This is a genomic window from Sphingomonas sp. HMP9, from assembly GCF_013374115.1.
Classification (GTDB): domain Bacteria; phylum Pseudomonadota; class Alphaproteobacteria; order Sphingomonadales; family Sphingomonadaceae; genus Sphingomonas.
This window is the reverse complement of the sequence record NZ_AP022673.1, coordinates 3,841,937-3,863,966: the sequence shown is the minus strand read 5'-3', so window position 1 is coordinate 3,863,966 and position 22,030 is coordinate 3,841,937. Positions and strand designations below refer to the sequence as shown.

Genomic DNA, 22,030 nt, shown 5'->3' with positions numbered 1-22,030 from the left:
TGGACGGATTCGATACCGGTTTCGACGCTCAGTCCTGGGGAATTTGCGTGCGAAGTGGATGTGATGGGCTGCGCCGGGCAATCGGGGGTGGGGACATTCGGGGATCTGGACGAACGTCAAGCCTTCCAGATCCAGGGCATGCGGCCTGAAACCGTCACTCAGCGGGGAACATTTTTGGCCGGGGTACAACCGATAACGTAGGGCGCACGCTGTAATTGCGACCCTCCCAACCGGGCCCCGGCCTTCGCCGGGGTGGTGTATAATGACGGAAGCGCGCGCGTGTTCAGCGCGCAATGTCGCAGCCTATTGCGCGGGCGCCTGCGCATTGGCGCTCGGCGCCACGCCCATCTCTGCGAGCGGCTCGCCTGCACCCGCCGTTTCGGTAACGTTCGAGACGCCCATATTCGCCACCACGTCCGCCTGCGCGGTACCCGCCGTCGCGACCGGCCGCTCGCGATTCGTCGAACCGATGATCGCGCTTGCGAGACCGATCAGCAGCACGACCGCGGCGAGGCCGATCATGCCGACCTTGATGCGCTGCATCGTCTGGGAAGGGTCGTGGGAGGACTTCATCTTGCCCCGCCTCGATACCCGACTACCGCCCATCTGTCGATTCTCGGGATCCAAGCCATTCTTGAGGACCGGGCCAGTCAAGGCAGACCCTTCGCCTGACGCCATTCGGGATCGTACAGCGTGGAGAGATAGCGGAAGCCGGTGTCGCACAGGATCGTCGCGATCCGCTTGCCGGGCCCGAGATGCTTTGCCAGCGCAACCGCACCCGCGACGTTGATTCCCGACGAGAGCCCAAGGCAAAGCCCCTCTTCATCGAGCAGGCGACGGACCCAGGCATAGCCTTCTTGGTCCGAGATCCGGAACTGCGTGTCGATCGGCGCGCCCTCCAGGTTGGCCGTGATACGCCCTTGCCCGATACCCTCGGCGGCCGACGACCCCTCCGCCTTCAACTCACCATGCGCGTAATAGTTATACAACGCGGCGCCGTGCGGATCGCTGAGTGCGATGCAGACGCTCTCGTCCTTCGCCTTCAACCCAAGCCCGACGCCGGCGATCGTCCCGCCGGTCCCCGCCGCGCAGGTGAAGCCGTCGATGCGCCCGTCCATCTGCGCCCAGATCTCTTCGGCGGTCCCGACGATATGCGCTCGGCGATTGGCGGTGTTGTCGAACTGGTTCGCCCAGATCGCACCCGGCGTCTCTTCGGCGATACGCCGCGAGGTATGGACGAAATGGCACGGCGAGGAGAACGCAGCGGCCGGCACCAGTACCAGCTCGGCCCCCAGTGCGCGCAGCGTGTCCATCTTCTCGCGACTCTGCGTCTCGGGCATGACGATGATCGTCTTGTACCCCTTCGCATTGGCGACCAGCGCGAGCCCGATCCCGGTATTGCCCGCCGTACCCTCGACGATCGTACCGCCGGGCTGGAGCAATCCGCGCTGCTCAGCGTCCTCGACGATGAAGAGCGCTGCGCGATCCTTCACCGACGCGCCGGGGTTGGCGTATTCGCATTTGCCGAAGATATCGCAACCGGTCGCATCGCTCGGCCCCTTCAGGCGAACGAGAGGCGTATTGCCGATCAAGGCGAGCGTATCAGGTGTCGTGTGCATGCCCGCTATGTGGCGTGGCGCCTTGCGCAGGGCAAGCGAGCGAAACTTTGCACGCTTAAACGCCGGTAAACGGTCTCCGCTAGCCGCATGACACGGTTTTCATCCAGGGTTCATTCCAGCCGATAGATGACCCATGTTAAGGAAGCCGAAATTGGTGGAGCAGGGTGATGGAACGGTATCGGCATGCGTTGGCCTTGTTGTCGGAGGCGTCAGATTTGATGGAGTCAATCGGCGACACGCTGATCGCGGCGCATATCGCGACGCCGCTGGCGATGGTCGAAGAACGGATTGGTGCCGGGGACGAGGTGACGAACCAAGGTCGCCCGCTGCACGACTAAAGCGTGCATGCGCGAACGCGGCTCGCGTCCGTCTTTCCCGGGGCGCCGTTCGTCGCGATGCGATGGTACCGCAAACCATAAGCCTTGACGCTCCATGCTGCATGCGCGAAGCGAGATACCGCTATGAAAATCCTCCCCATGACCGCCGTCGCCGCGCTGCTCGTGCTGGCTGCCTGCAACTCCAAGCCCGCTTCGCCCGAGGTGTTGGATAGCAACCCCGATCCGATGGCGAACACGCTCGCCAACGCCGCGCCGGTCGAGTTGCCGCCTGCTATCAAGTCCGAGAAGACGCTGCGCTGCAAGGACAACAGCCTGCTGTATGTGACGTTCTTCCAGGGCGACAAGCAGGCCGTGGTCCGCACCAAGAAGGACGGCCCCTCGACGACGCTCAAGTCGGACGTCGCAGGATCGCCCAAGACTGCCGAGGGCGGCTGGTCAATGACCGGTGACGAATCGAGCGTCACGCTGACCGCGCCGGGCAAGTCGGCTCAGATCTGCCACGCGTAAATCATCCCGCGCGTAAACCATCGACGTCGATGGTTCCTGAAACGGCCGGCGGATCCTCCGCCGGCCGTTTTTCTTTGCGCCGCATGCTCTTGCCCTCGCCGCTGCGGACCGGCAGGCTAGGCTGATGGCAACAGTTGCGATCTACAGCCTCAAAGGTGGCGTCGGGAAGACGACGCTTTCGGTGAACTTGGCGTGGTGCGCCGCGACATTGTCCGCGCGCCGCACGTTGCTCTGGGACCTCGATCCGCAGGCTGCGTCGACCTGGGTGCTCGGCGGGCCCCATGGGGTCGGGGGCAAGGTCGATCAGGCGCAGGCGATGTTCTCAAAGGACGTCGCGGTCGCCAAGCAGGCGCGGCCGACCGCCTATCGCCACCTCGATCTAGTCGGCGCCGACGCATCGCTGCGCGGGCTCGACCAGCTGTTTCACGATCTCGACAAGAAGAAGCGGCTCGCCAAGCTGCTGGGCGAGCTTGCCGGCTATGACCGCGTCATCCTCGACTGCCCGCCGGGGCTGACCGAAACCGCGGATCAGGTCATGCGCGCCGCCGACCTTATCGTCGTTCCCGTCATCCCCTCCCCGCTCTCGACACGCGCCTATGACGCGGTCGTTCAGCATCTCGGCGGCCGCACCGCCTTGCTCCCGGTGCACGTCATGGTCGACAAGCGCCGCGCGCTTCATGCCGAGGCGCTGGCCCGCCATCCCGACTGGCCGGTCATCCCGATGGCGAGCGGGATCGAGTCGATGGCGGTAAAGCGTGCGCCGGTCGGCGTGTTCGCACCCAAGTCCGCCGCCGCACAGGCGTTCGCCGATCTCTGGCGGCGGATCGAACACCGGCTGACGGCATGAGCGACATCCTGGACCCGCAAATGGTGCTCGGCGCCTATTCGGTCGGCGTGTTCCCGATGGCGGACAGCCGCGACGCCGCCAGCGTCTACTGGGTCGAGCCGCGTCGCCGTGCCGTGCTGCCGCTCGACGGCTTCCAGCTTTCCCGATCCCTCAAGAAGACAATCGCCGCCGATCGCTTCCAGGTTACCGTCGACACCGCGTTCGCACGGGTCGTGCAGCTGTGCGCCGAAAGCGTCGAGGGCCGCCCGGAGACATGGATCAACGACGGCATCGAACGCGTCTTCCAGACGCTCCACGCGATGGGCTTTGCGCATTCGGTCGAATGCTGGGACGACGGCATGCTGGTGGGTGGGCTCTACGGCCTGTCGCTCGGCCGCGCATTCTTCGGCGAGAGCATGGTCAGCCGCGCCACCGACGCCTCGAAGGTGGCGCTCGCGCATCTCGTCGCCCGGCTCAGGGTGGGTGGTTTCACGCTGCTCGATTGCCAGTTCCAGACCTCGCACCTCGCCTCGCTCGGCGCGATCGAGATCGATCGCGCGGATTACGTCGCGTTGCTGGGCGCGGCGCTCGGCGGTGCGCTCAAGCCATCCTCTGTCGCAGGCGTATCGTCGGCCGCCGGCGACTTCCGCGCACTCGATCGCTTGGCGGGCAAGGCCTCCGCGAGTGGCGCGGTATCGGGGCCGGTCGCGGGAAAGGTCATCGCGCAGCTCTTGGTCCAGACGTCGTAGATCGGATGCTGCACCGCGTTCAGCGCGGGGCGTTCCTTGTACAACCAGCCCGAGAACGTCCGTCGCCAATGCGTATCGGCACCGCGCACCAGAACCTGCAGGAACGCGCCGGTCAGCTGCTCCTGCTCCCATGGCGCAGTCTGTTCGCAGGCGCGCAGCCGCAGCACAACGTCGCCCATCCGCGTCGCCTGGCCGGGCTTCAGCCTCACTTCGCGGGTTTCGCCGTTACGCTTGTTGAGCAGGCCCAGCACCGCGACGCGCTGCGCCATCGGCGTGCCGCCATTGGCGATCGCCGCGCCCCCGGTATCGATCGTCTCGATCGAGGAATTGCCCGCGTCCTCCGCGCCGGGCAGGTCCTGCTGGACCGTGGCAACCGGCGTCGCAGGCGTGGTGAGCGCGCGGTATCCGAACCAGCCGCCCACCGCCAACGCCACGACCAACACGGCCGCAGCGAGCCAGCGCATGATCACCCTTCGGGCGTCCAGGCTTCGTAATCACCCGTTGCAGCCGCACGGTGTCCACCCTTTTCGAGCGCCCCCGACGGACGATAGGCGAGCGCGGTGCCGGTCATGTTCGGCACCGCCGGCTTCTGCCAGGCACGGATCGGCGGCAGCGCGCGATCGGGCACGTCGTCGACCTGGTGATGCAGCCAGCTGAACCAGGCCGGCGGGACGCGGCTCGCGTCGGTAGCGCCCTGATAGATCACCCAGCGGCGCGGGTTGCCCGCGGTATCCTTGCCGCCCTGGTAATAGACGTTGCCAAGCGCGTCCTCGCCCATCTTCGCCATGCTGCGCAAGCCGAATTTGGTGCCGAGGGTGGCGCCGTTCCACCACGTGAAAGTCGATGCGAGAAAGCCCATGGCTGGCGCTTAACCCGAGTGGGGGCGGGCTTCAACCTCGATCGTTGCGGGAAGCCGTTGCGTGGACCTTATGCTCCCCCGCCAGAGAGGAACGTGAAGGTTCGCCGTGTAGGTTAGCCCCGTTGTCTATAACGGTTCCCGCTTCCTTGTTCTCCCGCGAAGGCGGGAGCCCAGTCTGGGTCCCCGCCTTCGCGGGGAAACATTTCGCTGAAGACGTTGGCTAGCCACATATCCTACCCCGGCGCAGGCTGGGACGGTATGATTGCTTCTACGATATCGGGCCGAACGAGATCGTCAGAACACGTTCGACAGACGGCTACTGCCTATTTTTCCTTGTCCCACGTCACCAGATCACCCTCGGCGATCCCCAGTTCCGCCGCACGGCCGCCCATCAGTTCCAGGACCGCGCCGACCGGCTCGCCCGAGGGGATCGGCGCTTCCGAAAACGGCACAGTGTTCTCGGCGATCCGGGCAATCGTACCGTCCGCGCGGATGTAGACAATATCGAGCGGGCTCGGCGTATTTTTCATCCAGAAGTTCGCTGCGGCAGGGCCCCCGCCCGTCGCGGGATAGGGCCAGAACAGCATCCCGCCATCGGGCTTCAGGTCGGTGCGGAACATCAGTCCGCGCGCCTGCTCGACCTCCGTCTTCGCGCTCTCGACCTGGAACGCATGCGTCCCGTTCGCGCTCTTTATCGTGAGCGGCAGTGTGGCGACCGTCGTCGCGTCCGACTTAGCACCGCTATTCATGTATGCGACACCCCCTGCGCCGACACCCAGTGCCAACACTCCCGCCAACACGGCTTTCGCAACGAACGTCATCCAAGATCCTCTTCGACCGCGACGGCAAGTGGCCCTTTACGCCCTTCGACGACGCGTGCGCGGAGCGGCTGATCGGGTTCGACCGTCTCGATCCCGGCGCGGCGTAGCGTTTCCATGTGGACGAAGATGTCGCTGCCATCGGCACCCCGTACCAGAAAGCCATAGCCCTTCAACCGGTTGAACCATTTCACCGACGCCGCCTCGAACGGGCCCGCCGCGTCGATCATTGCGATCGGATCGATCCGGTCTGGCGATATCGGTGCCCGGACCGGTTCCTCGACCGCGTTGGTCAGGTCGATCGACAGGATCTCGCGCGCCTGGAACCCGCGGCCGCGTTGCACCGACAGGGTCTCGACCCGCGTACCTTCGGGAAGGCTTCGGCGACCGTGCGGTTGCAGGACGGAGAAGTGCACCAGGATATCGCCGACCGTTGCGTCGTCCGCCACCGCGAAGCCGAACCCGCGCGTCACGTCGAACCATTTGATGACGCCGCCGATCGCGCGCGTTTCTGCGGCGCCGACGCCCTCGAGCATCGTCGGTCCCGCTTCCACTGGCCCCACCTCTACCGGCATGTCAGCACCTGCTGCGTGTCGTTACGCATTGTTACACCCCTGAACGCCTTGCTAGCACGGTTCGTCGCAGCCGCAACGAATCCTTGCGATCCTCAGTCGAAATCGATCGATTCGGGGGTGTCGGACGGCGGTGCAGCAACAATTTTGCGTGCCAGATCGAAACGGTGACCCGCCCGAAGCATCGCCGCGAGCTGTTTCTCATGAAGTTTCCGGTCGCCTTCGCCCGTGCCGTAGGGCCCGATTCGTTTGCGCCGCGCGAAGGCGAGCGCTGATTCGATCGCACGGTCGGCGATCGCCGGCGCGATCGACTCGGCGTCGCCTTCGTCGATGCCCGCCTCTCTAAACGCCCCGGCGACACGCCGTGCCCCCAGCCCGCGTCGCTGCATCGCAGCAGCCCGTTGTTCGGCGAAGGCGCGGTCGTCGACATAACCGAGATCGGCCATACGCTGCGCCAGTTCGCCGGGCTCGGCCAGCGCGGCGCCGGTGCCCCCGTCCCAGCCCCGCTCGCGGATCTTGCGCATCAAATACGCGGTCAGCCGCCCCCGCGTCGTCGCGAACCGCTCGACGTAGCGCAGCGCCATCTGCTCCAGCGCCGCGGCGTCGAGCGGTTTCGGTGCAGGACGTTCGCGTGCCCGATCCTTGCCGCGCTCCTTGCCGCCGGACTTGGCGCCGCCTTTGCCCCAGCTCTTGCCACCACGCCGGCTGCCGCCGCCATTGCCGCCATTGCCGCACGCGTCGTTTTCCTGGTCGCCGGCGTCCAGCGACGGTGAAAACGCGGTGCTTTCGCTGTGGCTATCATCGGTCACGCCATCATTGTGCCACACTGGCACCCGAAGTTGAACGGCTAGACTGAAGATAGGCGTGGTGCGCGAGTGCCGCGACGAACCAAGGCAGGAACTGCGATGACGACCGACACGGCCAACAAGGACGGCATGACCGTATCGGCGATCGTTGCGACGCCGACCGAAGACGCCCTGCCGCGCCGCTTCGCCGATTTCGGTACGTTGGGCGAAGCGCTCGATTACGCAGCCAGCGGTAGCCGCGGGCTCAATTTCCACGACGCGCGTGGCACGTTGTCGCAGCCCTACCCCTATGCGCAACTCCGCACCGATGCGCGCGCGATGGCCGATCGCCTGATCGCCGCCGGCGTGGCGCCTGCCGACCGGATCGCGCTGGTCGCGGAGACCGGCCCCGAGTTCGCCGCGTTGTTCTTCGGCGTCGTCTATGCGGGCGCATGGCCGGTGCCCTTGCCGCTGCCGACGTCGTTCGGTGGCCGCGATTCGTATATCGAGCAGCTCCGCGTCCAGCTCGCGAGCTGCGATCCGAAGATGCTGATCTTCCCGCCCGAACTCGCGCAGATGGCGGGCGAAGCGGCACGCCTGTCGGGCACCGTCGGGATCGACTGGTCCGAATTCGTCACGCGCGAGGCGCCTGCGGCGACGCTGCCCGAGGCCAAGCCGGACGACATCGCGTATCTGCAATATTCGAGCGGCTCGACGCGTTTTCCGCACGGCGTCGTCATCACGCACGCAGCGCTTCTGAACAATCTCGCCGCGCATAGCCACGGCATGGAAGTCTGCGACACCGATCGCTGCGTCTCGTGGCTGCCCTGGTATCACGACATGGGGCTGGTCGGCTGTTTCCTGTCGCCGATCGCCAACCAGGTCTCGACCGACTATCTCAATACCGAGGATTTCGCGCGGCGTCCGCTCGCCTGGCTCGATCTGATCAGCCGCAACACGGGCACGACGCTCAGCTATTCGCCGACCTTCGGCTACGATATCTGCGCACGCCGCATGTCGAGCCAGACCAAGGCGAGCGACCGGTTCGACCTGTCGCGTTGGCGCGTGGCGGGCAACGGTGCCGACATGATCCGCCCCGACGTCATGCAGTCGTTCGTCGATGCGTTTGCCGATGCGGGCTTCAAGGCCAGCGCGTTCCTGCCGAGCTATGGGCTCGCCGAAGCGACGCTCGCGGTGTCGCTGATGCCGCCGGGCGAGGGCATCCGCGTCGAGCTGGTCGAGGAAACCCAGCTGTCCGGTGGCAGCCGTGGTGGTGACCGTCCGCAGCGGTATCGCGCGATCGTCAATTGCGGCAAGCCCGTTCGCGACATGCGGATCGAGATTCGCGAAGAGGACGGCACGCCGCTTCCCGAGCGCGCGATCGGCAAGGTATGGTGCAGCGGCAAGTCGGTGATGGTCGGCTATTTCCGCGACGATGCGGCGACCGAAGCGTGCATGGCGGACGGTTGGCTCGATACCGGCGACATGGGCTATATGTCCGACGGCTACATCTACATCGTCGGCCGCGCCAAGGACATGATCATCGTCAATGGCAAGAACCACTGGCCGCAGGACATCGAATGGGCAGTGGAACAGCTGCCCGGGTTCAAGGCCGGCGACATCGCCGCATTCGCGATCACCACGCCGGGCGGTGAGGAAACCCCTGCCGTGCTGGTCCAGTGCCGCAGCTCGGACGAAGCCGAACGTCTGCGCCTGCGCGACGAGATCCGCGAGCGGGTGCGTTCGGTGACGGGCATGAACTGCCTGATCGAACTGATCCCGCCGCGCACATTGCCGCGTACGTCGTCGGGCAAGCTCAGCCGTGCCAAGGCGCGCAACCTGTATCTGAGCGGCGACATCAAGCCGTACGACATCGCAGCCTGAGACCGCCCTGCCCGAGATGGGCAGCGGTACACGCCGCCGCCGCTGACACGCGAAGGAAACTGTGCGAGGACGTACGCGACCGCGTGGATTGATCCAGATCGAACTAAATTGCAGTCACGACGGTTGATAAGAACCATCTGATAACCAAGCTGATCTATGACCGACGCCGTGAGCCCTGCATCGCCTTCTCCGTCACGCCACGTGACCGCCGATCTCCCCAGACTATTGGGGCTTCGCGGCGGCGGGGCGGACCATGTCGAATGGAGCCGTATCCGTGCTGCGCAGTTGTTCGCCGGACGCAAGATGGCGCTGGGCCTGCTCTCCGCCAATTTGGCGGCGATACTGGTAACCGGGTTCCTGGTCAGCGCGACCATTCCGGCATGGCAGATCACCACATGGTCCGCGTTGCTCGTCGCGATTGCCGTCTCGGTCGGGTTTCGTCGTCTGGCGGTCCCCCACATCGGTGAAAGCCAGGCGAGCGTCCGCGACCTGCGCAGAACGGGGTGGGAGGGTCTGGCGCTCGGGCTAGGCTGGTCGTGCGTACCGATCCTGTTCTGTACGCACGCGCCCTCGGGCACGACTGCCGGGCTAGGCATCACGCTGACCCTGTTGATGACGGCTGCGGCGTTCGCGATGGCGCCGCTTGCGCTCGCGACGCTGATCTTCCTGGGTTATCTTGGCGCGTCGATGGTCATCCAACTGCTGATCGCGGGTACGACCTCGGCAGCGTTCGGGATCCTGGGTTTCACCCTTTTGCTGATGGCGGGATGCATCAGCCGCGCCCGTGCGCTCGTCCTGATCCGCGCCAACGAGATCGTGCTGAACGAACGCGACGAGACCGTGAGCCTGCTCCTGCGCGAGTTCGAGGATACCGGCGCGGACTGGCTGTGGGAGACCGACGCGATGCGCCGGATCGTTCGCGCATCGTCGCGATTCGCGGTCGCGTGCGGGCTCGAACCTGGCGAGATCGACGGCATGCCGTTGCTGCAACTGCTGGCCGGTCCGGGCTGGGATAGTGGAGCGTTCGCGCCCGAACTGCGGACGCTTGCCGAGAAATTGCGCCGTCGCGACAGCTTCCGCGACGTCCGCCTGCCGGTGACGATCAACGGGCAGGATCGATGGTGGGAAATCGCCGCCTCCCCCCGGTTCGGCGACGATGGGGAATTTTACGGATTTCGCGGCGTTACGTCCGACATCACCGAGTTGCGCGCGGCGGAAGACCGGATCAACCGGATGGCGCGGTTCGACGTGCTGACCGGGCTGCCCAACCGGCTGATGATCAACGAGACGCTCGTCAGGACGATGGCGGACGCCGACGCCCGGGGCGGGCGCTACGCGTTCATGATGCTCGATCTCGACCGGTTCAAGGCGGTCAACGATACGCTGGGCCATCCGATCGGCGATCGCCTGCTGGGTTGCGTGTCCGAGCGGCTTGAGACGTTGATGGCGGACGGGAGCCTGTGCGGGCGCCTCGGCGGCGACGAGTTCGCGGTCATCGTGCGGGGTGCGAGCGACGCCGGCGCGATCGAGGACCTTGCACGGCGGATCATCGAGACGCTGTCGCAACCCTATGAGATCGACGCGCATACGCTGTACATCGGTGCCAGCGTCGGCATCGCGATCGGCCCGCGCGACGGGCGCACCGCGGAGATGCTCGTCCGCTCTGCCGATCTCGCGCTCTACCGTGCCAAGGACGCCGGCCGCGGGGTGTATCGCACCTACGAGCCCGAACTGCACGTGAAGGCAGAGGAGCGGCGCGTCCTCGAAATGGCGCTTCGCACCGCACTCGAGAATGGCGAGATGCACCTCGACTATCAGCCGGTGGTCGATGCCCGCGGCGAAACGCTCGTCGCGTTCGAGGCGCTGCTGCGCTGGACGAGCCCACGATTCGGGATCATCGCACCCGAGAAGTTCATCCCGCTCGCCGAAGACGCGCGCCTGATCGCGCCGATCGGGGCGTGGGCGCTGCGCACCGCGTGCGAGGAAGCGGCGAAATGGCCGTCCGACATCCGCGTCGCGGTCAACGTATCCGCCGACCAGCTCCAGAACCCCAATTTCGTAACGACGGTCACGTCCGCGCTGGCGAACACCGGCCTGTCCGCGGATCGCCTCGAACTCGAGGTCACCGAGGGTGTGTTCCTGACCGAGGCTCTCGGCGCGACCAAGGTCCTCGAGCGCCTGCTCGATCTGGGCGTCCGGCTCAGCCTCGACGATTTTGGCGTTGGCCATTCCTCGCTGGGCTATCTCAGCCGCACGCGGTTCTCGTCGATCAAGATCGACCGAAGCTTCGTCCGCGATGCCGCCGCCGGGATGCGCGAAGCGGTCGCTATCGTCCACGCGGTGATCGCGCTCGCCAACAGCCTCGACATCAGCACGACGGCCGAGGGCGTCGAGACCGAAGCCGAGCACCGCATGGCGCAGGCGATCGGCTGCACCAACGTCCAGGGCTTTTATTTAGGCCGCCCCATGCCCTGCGAACAGGCGTGCGCGCTGGCAAACGGGCGCTGGAGAGCCTCGGCCGCCGCATGACCCGCCGCATGACCTACCGATGCCAGGGCGGCAGATGGTCGGGCGGACGTGCGGTTACCGGGTCGGCCGGCGGTCGCGTCCCGCGAAGCTGACCAGGCTTTCCGCGCCAATGGCCGAAAGCGCGGAGACGCCGACGAAATTGTCGTCGACCGGCACCTGCGTCAGGACCGTCCCGGTCCCGGTAACGTCGCGGGTCTCCGCCCAGGTCTGGGCGTCGTTGCGACGCCACCGGACGCGGTAGCCGGCGGCGCCCGGTACCGCAGTCCACTTCACCGTCGTGTCGCGGGACAGCGCGCCGGCGATCGACACGTCTTCGGGCGCAGCAGGTGCGCTGGCGATCCGCGACAGCGTCGCGACGTTGATCGCGGTGACCTTGGCGAGATACGGGAAGTCCATACCCTCGATCGTATCACCGTAGAGCACGCCCTGTTCGGTGCGCAGATCCTGATGCTGGCGATCCCAATTCTCCGCCGCCACCGAGAACCGTACCGCGGGATAGCCAAGCTTCAGGAAAGGTTCGTGATCGCCGCCACGACCGAACCGGTCCGGCCGGCGATCGATTATGACATCGAGGCCGCCGGGAATGCCCACGGCGATGCCGTCGATCGCCTTGGCCAGCGCACGACTGGGGCCGTCATCCTCGCCCCCCTCCGCGCGGCGCCCCTGCTGGGCGACCAGATCCTCCGATGCGCGGATGCCTTCCGAGAATACGCGTACCGTGTCGGCGACGCGTACGCCGCCCTGCCCCACCGTATTGCCGACGATATCGTTGTTGAGCATCGCAGACACTTGCCAGCCGCGCGCCTTCGCGGTGTCGGCGAGCAGTTCGGCACCCCACAGGCCCTGCTCCTCGCCGGAGAACACGGCATACACGATTGTCGCGTCGAACTGGCGTTGCGACAGCAAGCGCGCCGCCTCCAGCACCAGCGCGACGCCCGACGCATTGTCGTTCGCGCCGGGCGCATCGGAGGTGACGTTCATCACGTCGGTGACACGACTGTCGATATGCGCGCCGACGATAACGACGCGGTTCGGATCGCGGCCCTTCTGGATGCCGAGCACATCCTCCACGATGACGCCGGTCGGTGCACGCGGGCCCGTGAAGCGGCGCGAAATACGATCGACGGTGATGCAACCGCCGCACGTCGCAGCGATCGCCTGGAACCGGCTGGCGGCCCAGTTGCGGGCGGCACCGATACCGCGTTTCGGGTCGGTGGTGATCGACGCGGTGTGCCGCGTACCGAAGCCGACCATCGTGGTGACGTCCGCCTTCAGGCGAACCGGCGATGGAGCAGGATAAGGGGCGGCGGCGGCGAGAAGCAGCGGAACGGCAAAAATAGGCATGCACGCATCGTGGCCTGATCTCGCGTCGCGCTCAAGAGGGTAGCGCTGCAATTGTAACGGCCCGATAATTTGCCGCGACACCAAGATGTTATTAAAAAATGAACCGATCAGATGTTTGAGACTTTGTAAGCTAAGCGCTATTAGACGATCGAGCGTGCAAGGACCGAAAATGATCATTGGCCATTCTGTTTCGGACGGCGACGGTGTAATCCTGGCGATAGACGAACCGGTCGCCACGGTGCTGCAACGCACGCAGAAACAGCTTTTGGGCGTGTCCTACCTCTCGATCACGCATCCCGAGGACGTCATGCGCAACCTGACGCATATTGCCGCATTGCAGCCTAACGGCAATTCCGCCCGCATCCGAAAACGCTATATCGGTGGCGAAGGCGACGTCATCACCCTCGAAGTCCAGGTTTCGCGACTCGGCAACGGGCAGTCGGGAAGACTGATCGGCACGTTGTGCACCGCGCCTACCCTGGCCGACCATATCAACGGCGGGGGCATGCCTCATCATCTTTGGCGCCGCGCCAAGGACTTGCTGGATATCATCCGTGCTCGCGACGCGGTGCTTGGGTCCGACTTGTTCGCCGATCATGCCTGGACGACATTGCTGATCGTGTACGTCGCAGAAGCCGAGAGCCGGATCGCCTGCGTCGATTTTGTTGCCGACCAGCTGCGCCTGTCCCGATCGACGCTCGGTCGCTGGATACGCGTATTGCAGGCCAAGTCCCTGATCGAGCCGCCGGACCGCGATCTCGACGCGTTGCAGTTGACGAAGACCGGGATCGACAGCGTGGAACGCCTGTTGAGCACGCACGCGACGATGGCGCTCAGTTGAACGCCGCCACGCTCAACTGAGCCGGTCGATCGCCTCGCGGGTCAGCGATCCGGGGATTATCATGACCGGCACGGGTAGCGCGCCCGCATCGGTGCCTGCGAAATGCGCGATGAGCTCGCCTGGGGCACCGGTCGCCGCAGCGCCGAGCACCAGCGCCGCGATATCCGGGTTTGCGGCAATCATCTCGCGGATGATCTTCGGGCTCTCGCCTTCACGCACGGTGATCGACGGACGTAAGCCGGACTCCTCCAGCAGCGTGCCCGCAGCACCCGCGACCAGCCCTTCGGCATGCAGGCGCGCTTCTTCCTCGATCGTCGCCTGGACGCCGCCGAACGCGATGAACTCCTGCGGCGGGATCACCGTCAGGATCTCGACGCCGCCGCCAGTCTTCACCGCGCGGCGCGCGGCGAAGCGCAGGGCGATGCCCGCTTCGGGACTGTCGTCGATCACCACCAGATAAATGCGCATTTTCGCCCCCGTTATTGGCGGTAATTGGGCCGCGGCGGGTCGATACGCAAGTGCGGCGGGGTTGACCCGAGCGGACGAGGGCGCGAGTAGGCATGCCGTTACGTCACGCCCTGGGGAAATCCATGTCGATCGAGATCAAGATGCCTGCGCTGTCCCCGACCATGGAGGAGGGTACCCTCGCCAAATGGTTGATCAAGGAGGGCGACGTCGTGAAATCCGGCGACCTGATGGCCGAGATCGAGACCGACAAGGCGACGATGGAATTCGAAGCCGTCGATGAAGGCACCGTCGTCAAGATCCTCGTCGCCGAGGGTACCGACAATGTGAAGGTCGGCACGGTCATCGCGATCATCGCCGAAGAGGGCGAGGATGCGTCGTCGGTGTCGGCACCGACCAAGAGCGAGACGCCAGAGCCCGCCGCGAAGGAATCGGAAGCCAGGCCCGACCCCAAGGATCCGAACAATACCGGCAGCGAGGCCAAGCCGGTCCAGCGGACCGAGGCTTCGGCTGAGGATCACGGTCGTCCCGCGGACGCCGGCGCTGCGTCCGCATCCGCTCCCGCCAGTGGTGACCGCGTGAAGGCGAGCCCGCTCGCCCGCCGCCTGGCCGCCGACAAGGGGATCGATCTCGGCGCTGTCTCAGGTTCGGGCCCCAAGGGTCGCATCGTCAAGGCCGACGTCGAGAGCGCAAAGCCGGGTGCGGCACCCGTTGAGGCGAAGACCGACGCTGCGCCGACTGCCGCTGCTGGCGCGCTCGCACCGGCCGCCAAGCCTGCGACCGTGCCGGATATCCCGCACGAGGCGACCAAGCTCAGCAACGTGCGCAAGACGATCGCGCGTCGCCTGACCGAATCGAAGCAGACCGTTCCGCACATCTACCTGACCGTGAACATCCGCCTCGACGCGCTGCTCAAGCTGCGCGGCGACCTGAACAAGAGCCTCGAATCGCGCGGCGTGAAGCTGTCGGTCAACGACCTGCTGATCAAGGCGCAGGCCGTCGCACTCATGCAGGTGCCGAGCTGCAACGTGATGTTCACGCCCGACCAGCTGATCACGTTCGCACGCGCCGACATCTCGGTCGCGGTCAGCACGCCGTCGGGTCTGATCACGCCGATCATCGTCGGCGCGGACACCGCCTCGCTGTCGTCGATCTCGACGCAGATGAAGGACCTCGCCGCTCGTGCCCGCGACGGCAAGCTGAAGCCCGAGGAATATCAGGGCGGCACCGCCTCGATCAGCAACATGGGCATGTTCGGCATCACGCAGTTCGACGCGGTCATCAACCCACCCCAGGCGATGATCCTCGCGGTCGGCGCGGGCGAGAAGCGTCCGTATGTGGTGGGCGACGAACTGATCGTGGCGACCGTTATGTCGGCAACCGGCAGCTTCGATCACCGCGCGATCGATGGTGCGGACGGTGCGCAGTTCATGAAGGCGTTCAAGCATCTCGTCGAGAACCCGCTGGGCATGCTGGCGTAAGCTGAAAGGCATGACCGCGACCTTCCCTCCCACCTCGTTCGCCCTGATCGAAGCCGAGGCGCATGAGTCTCATGCGCCTCGGCTTTGCCGGGCACCGACGGTTTAGGGCGGGCTCGACATGACGAAGACGACCATCGAAATCTTGCACATCCTCGTCGGACTCGGGGTGGCAGTCGCGATCACCTGGGCGGCGGCATGGTCCTATCCGCTCGGGCAGGACGTGATTTGGACGTGCGGGGCCGCAGCGATGGTGGCGACCGTGCTGATGGGCGTGGGGCCATTGCGTCGTGCTCGCCGCCTCGACACCGGGAACAGCGGCCAGACCCGCAGGAGTGAAGCGTGACCGACCTACCCCCCAACACGGCGCCGACGATCCGCGTCACGGCGATGCCCGCCGATGCCAACCCTTACGGTGACATCTTTGGCGGCTGGCTGATGGGGCAGATGGATCTCGCAGCCGGTTCGGTCGCATCCAGGCGGAGCGGCGGGCGCGCCGTCACGATCGCCGCCGATGCGATGAAATTTCACATGCCCGTCGTCGTCGGCGACGAGGTGTCGGTCTACGCACACCTGATCGCGGTCGGCCGTACGTCGATGACGATCGAGGTCGAGGCGTGGCGCCGCGCGCGCCACAGCAACGACAGCTGCAAGGTGACCCAGGCGCGCTTCATCTTCGTGGCGGTCGGCGACGACCGCAAACCGCGGCCCGTGCCGCCCGAAACCAACTAATCCAAAGGACTATCCCGTGGCTGATACCTATGATCTCGTCATCCTCGGCTCGGGCCCCGGCGGGTACGTCGCCGCGATCCGCGCGTCGCAGCTCGGCCTCAAGGTCGCGATCGTCGAGCGTGAGCGCCTCGGCGGCATCTGCCTCAACTGGGGCTGCATCCCGACCAAGGCGCTGCTGCGCACGTCGGAAATCTATCATTACATGCAGAACGCCGAGAGCTATGGCCTGAAAGCGGACAATGTCGGCTTCGATCTCGCCAAGGTCGTCGACCGCAGCCGCAAGGTCGCGGGCCAGCTGAACGCAGGCGTCAAAGGCCTGATGAAGAAGAACAAGGTGACCGTCGTCGAAGGCGTCGGCACCGTGACCGCCAAGGGCAAGCTGAGCGTCAAGCAGGGCGACAAGACCGTCGAGCTCGAAGCCAAAAACATCATCGTCGCCACTGGCGCCCGCGCGCGCGACCTGTCGTTCGCCAAAGCCGACGGCAAGGTCATCTGGACCTATCGTCACGCGATGGTGCCGACCGAGATGCCGACCAAGCTGCTGGTCATCGGATCGGGCGCGATCGGCGTAGAGTTCGCCAGCTTCTACAACGATATGGGCGCCGACGTGACGATCGTCGAGATGCTCCCGCGGATCCTGCCGGTTGAGGACGAGGAAGTCTCCGCGTTCATGGACAAGGCGCTGACCAAGCAGGGCATCAAGCTCCTGACCGGCACCGGCCTCGAAGGTCTGGCACCGTCGGGCAACGGCGTCACCGCGAAGATCAAGCACAAGGACGGCAAGGTCGTCGAAGAGACGTTCAGCCACGCGATCGTCGCGATCGGGATCGTTCCCAACACCGAGAATATCGGGCTGGAAGCGCTCGGCGTCGAAACCGACCGCGGCCACATCAAGACCGACGGCTATGGCCGCACCAATGTCGACGGCATCTGGGCGATCGGCGACGTCACCGGCGCACCGTGGCTCGCGCACAAGGCCAGCCATGAGGGCATCATCGCGGTCGAGAAGATCGCGGGCGGTTCGCCGCACCAGATGGACAAGGCCAACATCCCTGGCTGCACCTATTCGCGCCCGCAGGTCGCGAGCGTCGGCATGACCGAGGCTAAGGCCAAGGAAGCCGGCTACGAGTTGAAGGTCGGGAAATTCCCGTTCATCGGCAACGGCAAGGCGATCGCGCTCGGCGAGGCCGAGGGTTTCGTGAAGACAGTGTTCGACGCGAAGACCGGCGAGCTGCTCGGCGCGCACATGGTGGGTGCAGAAGTCACCGAACTGATCCAGGGCTATGTCGTCGCGCGCCAGCTCGAGACGACCGAGGCCGAGCTGATGGAGACGGTGTTCGCGCATCCGACGCTCAGCGAGATGATGCACGAAAGCGTTCTCGGCGCGTACGGCCGGTCGATCCACTACTGAAGCAATCTCTCAATCCTCCCTCGCCAGGGGGGTGTCTGGTTATTGCCGAACTGAGAGGGCGGCAGGAGAAACCTCGGTTTCGTGGCCTCCCCCTCCGTCGCCTTCGGCGCCACCTCCCCCTGGCGGGGAGGATCAGAAGGGGTATGGCGCGCACCCTATCCCGCGTCATCCTGACGAAAGTCAGGATCCAGGGTACCGATCGCAGCTCTTTGTAACTCTGGATCCTGACTTTCGTCAGGATGACGGGGTTATCGCGGGGCATTCGGTCGTGCCAGACCTTGCGATCATTCCAATATCCGACCGACCTATCCGGGCGAACTATCCCGTATCGGCCCTATATCGCTTGACCCTCGCGCGAGACGCATCAAAAGGTCGCGCCGTCCACAAGGTCCCTGCCCTCGGGATTATGTGGCGCCGAAAGCCAATGGTGCAGGACCCGCGAATGTCGATCGAACCTGCCTCCCGGATTACCCAGCGCCACATCGCCATCGCGGCGGCAGCGCTGTGCATCGCCTCGCTCGCGCTCTTCTGGCCGGGCACCGCGATGTACGACACCGTCGCGCAATATCGGCAGGTCCTTTCGGGGGTGTACGACGACTGGCACCCGCCGGCGATGGCGCGGGTTTGGGCATTGCTCGCACCGCTCGGGCCCGGTGCAACGCCGATGCTGGTCGTCCAGCTTGCCACCTATTGGCTTGGCCTAGGGCTGATCGCGGCTGCACTGGCCCAAATTGGCCGCGCTCGCAGCGCAACAGCGATCCTTGCGATCGGGCTGCTCCCGCCGTTCCTCGGCTGGCAGGGCGTTGTCCTCAAGGACGCGCAACTTGCCGGCGCGCTGCTTGCCGCGATCGGCATCATCGGCTGGTGGCGGCTTGGCCGTCGCCCCCTTCCCGGCGCGATGCGGGTCCTGGTGGCGCTACTGCTCGTCTATGCGGTGCTGGTCCGCGCCAATGCCGTGTTTATCGTTGTGCCTTTGGTCATCGCCCTCGCTTCGCGCCCAACGCACCCGTTGGCGAAGCTGGTGACCGGTTTCGTGGCGGTAGTCCTCGTGCTCGGCGTGGCGCCTGTCGTGAACCACCAGATCCTCCGCGCCCAGCATAGCGGGGTCGAAGCGACTCAGGCACTTTACGACCTTGCCGGTATCGCCGCACGCGCGCCGGACAGCGACACCACCGGCCTGACCCGGTCGGAAACGGCGACCGTGATCGCCCGGCGGTGCGCGAAGCCGTTCTTCTGGGATCCGCTGGGCGACGAGGCGCATTGCGGGACGACGATGACAAGGCTGCGCGCACTGCCGACCGCGACTTTATACGTGACGCTGGCATCGGCGGCACTGCATCATCCGATCGCCTATGCCGGGCACCGCCTCGCGCACCTGAACTCGACCGACCGCTGGCTGGTCCCGTTCCACTGGCCGAGCGCAGCACCGCCCGCCGCGTCCGAGCCGAACACGCTCGGCCTCGCCAACCCCCGTGTCGGCGGGCGCGCGTGGGAGGCGCTAACCGCCGTCGTCGTCGAGACGCCGCTCGGCTGGCCAATCGCGTGGATCGTCGTCGCGATCACCGCACTTGCCGCGAGCCTGTCGCGTCCGCGTGATCCGGTCCGCGACCTCGCGACCGCGCTGCTCGTGTCCGCGCTGGCGCTCGAGGCGAGCTTCGCGGTCCTGAGCATCGCGTCCGACCTGCGCTATCACCTGTGGCCGATGATCGCGACCGCGGTGGCGACCGTGCTACTCGCCGATCGCCTGCCACCGCGCAGGATATTCGCGGTGGGCGCAGGAACGCTCCTTCTGGTCGCCGGCAGCGGCATTGCGGCACGCGTCCTGCTGCCCCAACCGCCGCAGACTTACGCTGGCATGCTCGGCTGAGCTACCGACGGCGGGGCAGCTTTTTCCGCGGATAGGGCGCCGCGTCGTAATAGTCGGTGGTGGTGGTTGTCGTCGTCACCGGCACGGACTGCACGACCACCGTCGTCGAGCCGGCCGGGTACGCGCGACCGCTGGTCGTGGTCACCGTGGTGAGACCATCCGGCGACGTCCAGCTGCCCCCCGGTGCCACGGTATGGCTGCGGGATTGCGGGTATCCGGCGTCATAGGACGGCGGGTAGTCGGCTGCGTAGGACGACGGCGGGTAGTCGGCTGCGTAGGACGACGGCGCATCGTCGGCGGCGTCCGCGGGCGGCGGCGCGTAACCGACGCCATAGCCAGGAACCGGCGGCGGTACTGGGCGACCACGATCGTCTGCCTTGTCGATCGCATAGCCGGCCCCAGCCCCGAGACCGGTCCCGATCAACGTCCCGCCGAGCCGATTGCCACGCCCCGCAATAACGTTGCCAGCGACGCCGCCCGCGACAGCGCCAATCGCCGCGCCACCCAGACCGGTGTCGCGATGGGGCACTGGGCGATCCGTGTAGGGCGCGACGTACCCGCGCTCGCTCGGGCCCGAATAGACCGTATCGTTCCGCGCATAGGCGCGCGGGTCGGCCGCGACATAGCCGCCACCGCCGGTACGATCCCAATCGATGTCGCTGGTCGTATCGTAGACCGATCCACGCGCGTCGATCAGCACCGCATCATCGTAATAGCGAGTCCAGTTATAGCCCTGGGGTGGCTGCGCGAGGCCGTAGTTCGACCAGTCGCCGACGTAGAAGCGCGGCGCATTCCAATAGGCAGGCACCGCCCAGCCGCGGTGCGGACGGCGATAGCCGGCCCAGCCGCCGGGCGCGTTTGCGCCCGCCCACCAGCGCCCGCCGATCTTGCTGCCCCAGCGCGAAGACCGAGGACCAGGGACCGATCGCGTCGGCGCCTCTACGACGGGCATCTGCGCGGCGATCGGCCCTGGACGGCTGGGGCGTGCCATAGGCGCCTGCATCGCCGTGCCGCGGGCGGTGCCGGGCACAGGATAGCTCGCACCCGGGGCCGGTCGCTGAGCCTCTGCCGCACCGCCTGCCAGCGCCAGCCCCGCGCTCGCGATCAAAAGCCTTCGCATGTCCGTCTCCCTGGTTGTGCCACCCGATCCAGCGCAAACGCCGGATTTCTTAAGGCGTTGCTTACCAAGCGCGCCGAGGAGTCGCCAGACGACGTGCTGTCCCGAAACGGGGCGCGTCGGCCTCGTGCTAGGCCAACCGGTCGGCGAGCAATGCCGCCAGCGCCTCGCACCCTGCCGCGTCCTCGGCGTCGAACCGCGCGGGTTCGGGGCTGTCGAGGTCAAGCACTGCGATCAATATGCCATCCTTGGTCACCGGCACCACCAGCTCGGAGCGGCTCGCGGCATCGCAGGCGATATGGCCTGGGAACGCGTGCACGTCCTCGACCAGTTGCGTCGTCAACGTCGCGGCAGCGGCTCCGCAGACGCCCTTGCCGACCGGGATGCGGATGCACGCGACCTTGCCCTGGAACGGCCCGAGCACGAGTTCGCCCTCTACGAGCCGGTAGAAACCCGCCCAGTTCAAGTCGGGGAGATACTCCCACACGAGCGCGGCGGCGTTGGCCATGTTGGCGATCGGATCGGTCTCGTCCGTCGTCAGCGCGTCGAGCGCGGCGAGCAGGTCGCGGTAGAGATCGGCCTTGGTGCCGGCTGAAATATCGAACTGGTACATGACTTCTTCCTTGGTCGGGGGACGTAATACCCGTCACCCAGCGAAAGCTGGGGATCCATGTTGGCGCCCGTTGCCCGTTCCTCAAGCATACGCCAGCTTTCGCCGGGATAACGGGGTCGGTGCTCCTCCCTCTCAACGACGCAAGACCTGCTTCCCCGCGAAGGCGGGGATCCAGCCTGGGCTCCAGCCTTCGCGGGAGAACGAAGAAGTATATCGGTCGGTCTCTGGACCAACCACTCAGTCGTCGCGGACCTTGCCGCGCCCCGCCTTGACCCCACTCCGCACTTTCTTCGTATCGACCCGTCGTGCCTTCGCTGCCTTGGACGGCTTGGTCGCGCGTCGCGCCTTGGGGACGATCGTTGCCTCTTTGATCAGGGCGACGAGGCGTTCGCGGACTTCCTGGCGGTTGAGCAGTTGCGACCGCGAGCCCTCGCTGCGCAAGACCAGCACGCCGTCGCGGGTCAGGCGCGATCCGGCAATCACCGCGATGCGGTTCTTCACCGCGAGCGGCAAACCGGGCGACAGGCCGACGTCGAAGCGCAGGATCACCGCGCTGTCGGTAGTGTTGACATGCTGACCGCCGGGACCGCCCGCACGCGTCGTACTCTCGATCAGTTCGCTGTCGTCGATCGAGATCGATCGGGTGATCGGAATCGCGACCATCAGCTCCTAGCCT

The 22,030-nt window shown here is 66.1% G+C and carries 23 protein-coding genes and 1 pseudogene; 12 read left to right on the top strand and 12 right to left on the bottom strand.

What is annotated here, in order from left to right:
* Nucleotides 1-303: 303 nt before the first annotated feature.
* Nucleotides 304-573, bottom strand: coding sequence for a hypothetical protein (locus HMP09_RS17565; RefSeq protein ID WP_232090458.1), 270 nt, complete (start codon nt 571-573; stop codon nt 304-306).
* Between the two features lie 77 nt (nt 574-650).
* Complete coding sequence (locus HMP09_RS17560; RefSeq protein WP_176501402.1) at nt 651-1,619, bottom strand: cysteine synthase A; 969 nt, start codon at nt 1,617-1,619, stop codon at nt 651-653.
* 215 nt (nt 1,620-1,834) lie between these two features.
* On the opposite strand from HMP09_RS17560, the gene HMP09_RS18575 reads away from it, so the two are divergent.
* From HMP09_RS18575 to aat, 4 genes are all read left to right on the top strand, one after another.
* On the top strand, nt 1,835-1,957 hold the full coding sequence (locus HMP09_RS18575; RefSeq protein ID WP_269473574.1) for a hypothetical protein: 123 nt from the start codon (nt 1,835-1,837) through the stop codon (nt 1,955-1,957).
* 138 nt (nt 1,958-2,095) lie between these two features.
* Complete coding sequence (locus tag HMP09_RS17555) at nt 2,096-2,464, top strand: hypothetical protein (RefSeq protein ID WP_443026429.1); 369 nt, start codon at nt 2,096-2,098, stop codon at nt 2,462-2,464.
* A gap of 124 nt (nt 2,465-2,588) precedes the next feature.
* Nucleotides 2,589-3,311, top strand: a complete 723-nt coding sequence (locus tag HMP09_RS17550) for a ParA family protein (RefSeq protein WP_176501400.1) — start codon at nt 2,589-2,591, stop codon at nt 3,309-3,311.
* The gene (gene aat, locus HMP09_RS17545) at nt 3,308-4,039 is read left to right on the top strand and encodes a leucyl/phenylalanyl-tRNA--protein transferase (protein ID WP_176501399.1); all 732 of its coding nucleotides are present in this window, start codon (nt 3,308-3,310) and stop codon (nt 4,037-4,039) included. The genes HMP09_RS17550 and aat overlap by 4 nt, the downstream gene beginning before the upstream one ends.
* Nucleotides 4,040-4,074: 35 nt before the next feature.
* On the opposite strand, the pseudogene HMP09_RS18505 reads toward aat, so the two are convergent.
* The 5 genes and pseudogenes from HMP09_RS18505 to HMP09_RS17520 form a co-directional block, all read right to left on the bottom strand.
* A pseudogene (locus HMP09_RS18505) lies at nt 4,075-4,308 on the bottom strand (DUF2155 domain-containing protein); the annotation flags it as partial.
* Nucleotides 4,309-4,505: 197 nt separating this feature from the next.
* Nucleotides 4,506-4,898, bottom strand: a complete 393-nt coding sequence (locus HMP09_RS17535; RefSeq protein ID WP_176501398.1) for an NADH:ubiquinone oxidoreductase subunit NDUFA12 — start codon at nt 4,896-4,898, stop codon at nt 4,506-4,508.
* A 323-nt stretch (nt 4,899-5,221) separates the two neighbouring features.
* The gene (locus HMP09_RS17530; RefSeq protein WP_232090456.1) at nt 5,222-5,647 is read right to left on the bottom strand and encodes a DUF192 domain-containing protein; all 426 of its coding nucleotides are present in this window, start codon (nt 5,645-5,647) and stop codon (nt 5,222-5,224) included.
* Nucleotides 5,648-5,715: 68 nt separating this feature from the next.
* Nucleotides 5,716-6,291, bottom strand: coding sequence for a cold-shock protein (locus HMP09_RS17525; protein WP_176501396.1), 576 nt, complete (start codon nt 6,289-6,291; stop codon nt 5,716-5,718).
* A 92-nt stretch (nt 6,292-6,383) separates the two neighbouring features.
* Nucleotides 6,384-7,097, bottom strand: a complete 714-nt coding sequence (locus HMP09_RS17520; RefSeq protein ID WP_332103239.1) for a regulatory protein RecX — start codon at nt 7,095-7,097, stop codon at nt 6,384-6,386.
* A 96-nt stretch (nt 7,098-7,193) separates the two neighbouring features.
* Here HMP09_RS17520 and HMP09_RS17515 point away from each other — a divergent pair, with 96 nt between their 5' ends.
* On the top strand, nt 7,194-8,957 hold the full coding sequence (locus HMP09_RS17515) for a fatty acyl-AMP ligase (RefSeq protein ID WP_176501395.1): 1,764 nt from the start codon (nt 7,194-7,196) through the stop codon (nt 8,955-8,957).
* Nucleotides 8,958-9,158: 201 nt separating this feature from the next.
* Nucleotides 9,159-11,486 carry a putative bifunctional diguanylate cyclase/phosphodiesterase gene (locus HMP09_RS17510; protein ID WP_232090454.1) on the top strand — a complete coding sequence of 776 codons (2,328 nt, stop codon included), beginning with the start codon at nt 9,159-9,161 and terminating at the stop codon, nt 11,484-11,486.
* Nucleotides 11,487-11,540: 54 nt separating this feature from the next.
* Here HMP09_RS17510 and HMP09_RS17505 read toward each other — a convergent pair whose 3' ends face one another.
* Complete coding sequence (locus HMP09_RS17505; RefSeq protein WP_176501393.1) at nt 11,541-12,830, bottom strand: M28 family metallopeptidase; 1,290 nt, start codon at nt 12,828-12,830, stop codon at nt 11,541-11,543.
* A 169-nt stretch (nt 12,831-12,999) separates the two neighbouring features.
* Here HMP09_RS17505 and HMP09_RS17500 point away from each other — a divergent pair, with 169 nt between their 5' ends.
* Nucleotides 13,000-13,671 carry a PAS domain-containing protein gene (locus HMP09_RS17500; RefSeq protein ID WP_176501392.1) on the top strand — a complete coding sequence of 224 codons (672 nt, stop codon included), beginning with the start codon at nt 13,000-13,002 and terminating at the stop codon, nt 13,669-13,671.
* 12 nt (nt 13,672-13,683) lie between these two features.
* Here HMP09_RS17500 and HMP09_RS17495 read toward each other — a convergent pair whose 3' ends face one another.
* Nucleotides 13,684-14,139, bottom strand: a complete 456-nt coding sequence (locus tag HMP09_RS17495) for a universal stress protein (protein ID WP_176501391.1) — start codon at nt 14,137-14,139, stop codon at nt 13,684-13,686.
* A 122-nt stretch (nt 14,140-14,261) separates the two neighbouring features.
* Between HMP09_RS17495 and HMP09_RS17490 the strand changes: the two genes are divergently transcribed.
* From HMP09_RS17490 to HMP09_RS17470, 5 genes are all read left to right on the top strand, one after another.
* Complete coding sequence (locus tag HMP09_RS17490; RefSeq protein ID WP_176501390.1) at nt 14,262-15,617, top strand: pyruvate dehydrogenase complex dihydrolipoamide acetyltransferase; 1,356 nt, start codon at nt 14,262-14,264, stop codon at nt 15,615-15,617.
* Between the two features lie 118 nt (nt 15,618-15,735).
* Nucleotides 15,736-15,960, top strand: coding sequence for a hypothetical protein (locus tag HMP09_RS17485; RefSeq protein ID WP_176501389.1), 225 nt, complete (start codon nt 15,736-15,738; stop codon nt 15,958-15,960).
* A gap of 44 nt (nt 15,961-16,004) precedes the next feature.
* A complete protein-coding gene (locus HMP09_RS17480) occupies nt 16,005-16,346 on the top strand; it encodes an acyl-CoA thioesterase (RefSeq protein WP_107952653.1) in 342 nt (113 codons plus the stop codon).
* Nucleotides 16,347-16,362: 16 nt separating this feature from the next.
* Entirely contained in the window at nt 16,363-17,757 is a 1,395-nt protein-coding gene (lpdA, locus tag HMP09_RS17475; protein ID WP_176501388.1) for a dihydrolipoyl dehydrogenase, read from the top strand.
* 442 nt (nt 17,758-18,199) lie between these two features.
* Nucleotides 18,200-19,624 carry a hypothetical protein gene (locus HMP09_RS17470; RefSeq protein ID WP_176501387.1) on the top strand — a complete coding sequence of 475 codons (1,425 nt, stop codon included), beginning with the start codon at nt 18,200-18,202 and terminating at the stop codon, nt 19,622-19,624.
* A 1-nt stretch (nt 19,625) separates the two neighbouring features.
* Here the strand turns inward: HMP09_RS17470 and HMP09_RS18500 are convergent, their stop codons facing one another.
* The 3 genes from HMP09_RS18500 to arfB all read right to left on the bottom strand — a co-directional run bounded on the left by HMP09_RS18500 (nt 19,626) and on the right by arfB (nt 22,017).
* Nucleotides 19,626-20,744, bottom strand: coding sequence for an RcnB family protein (locus HMP09_RS18500; protein ID WP_232090453.1), 1,119 nt, complete (start codon nt 20,742-20,744; stop codon nt 19,626-19,628).
* A gap of 127 nt (nt 20,745-20,871) precedes the next feature.
* The gene (locus HMP09_RS17460; RefSeq protein ID WP_176501386.1) at nt 20,872-21,354 is read right to left on the bottom strand and encodes a GAF domain-containing protein; all 483 of its coding nucleotides are present in this window, start codon (nt 21,352-21,354) and stop codon (nt 20,872-20,874) included.
* A gap of 237 nt (nt 21,355-21,591) precedes the next feature.
* Complete coding sequence (gene arfB / locus HMP09_RS17455; protein WP_176501385.1) at nt 21,592-22,017, bottom strand: alternative ribosome rescue aminoacyl-tRNA hydrolase ArfB; 426 nt, start codon at nt 22,015-22,017, stop codon at nt 21,592-21,594.
* Between the last annotated feature and the right edge of the window lie 13 nt (nt 22,018-22,030).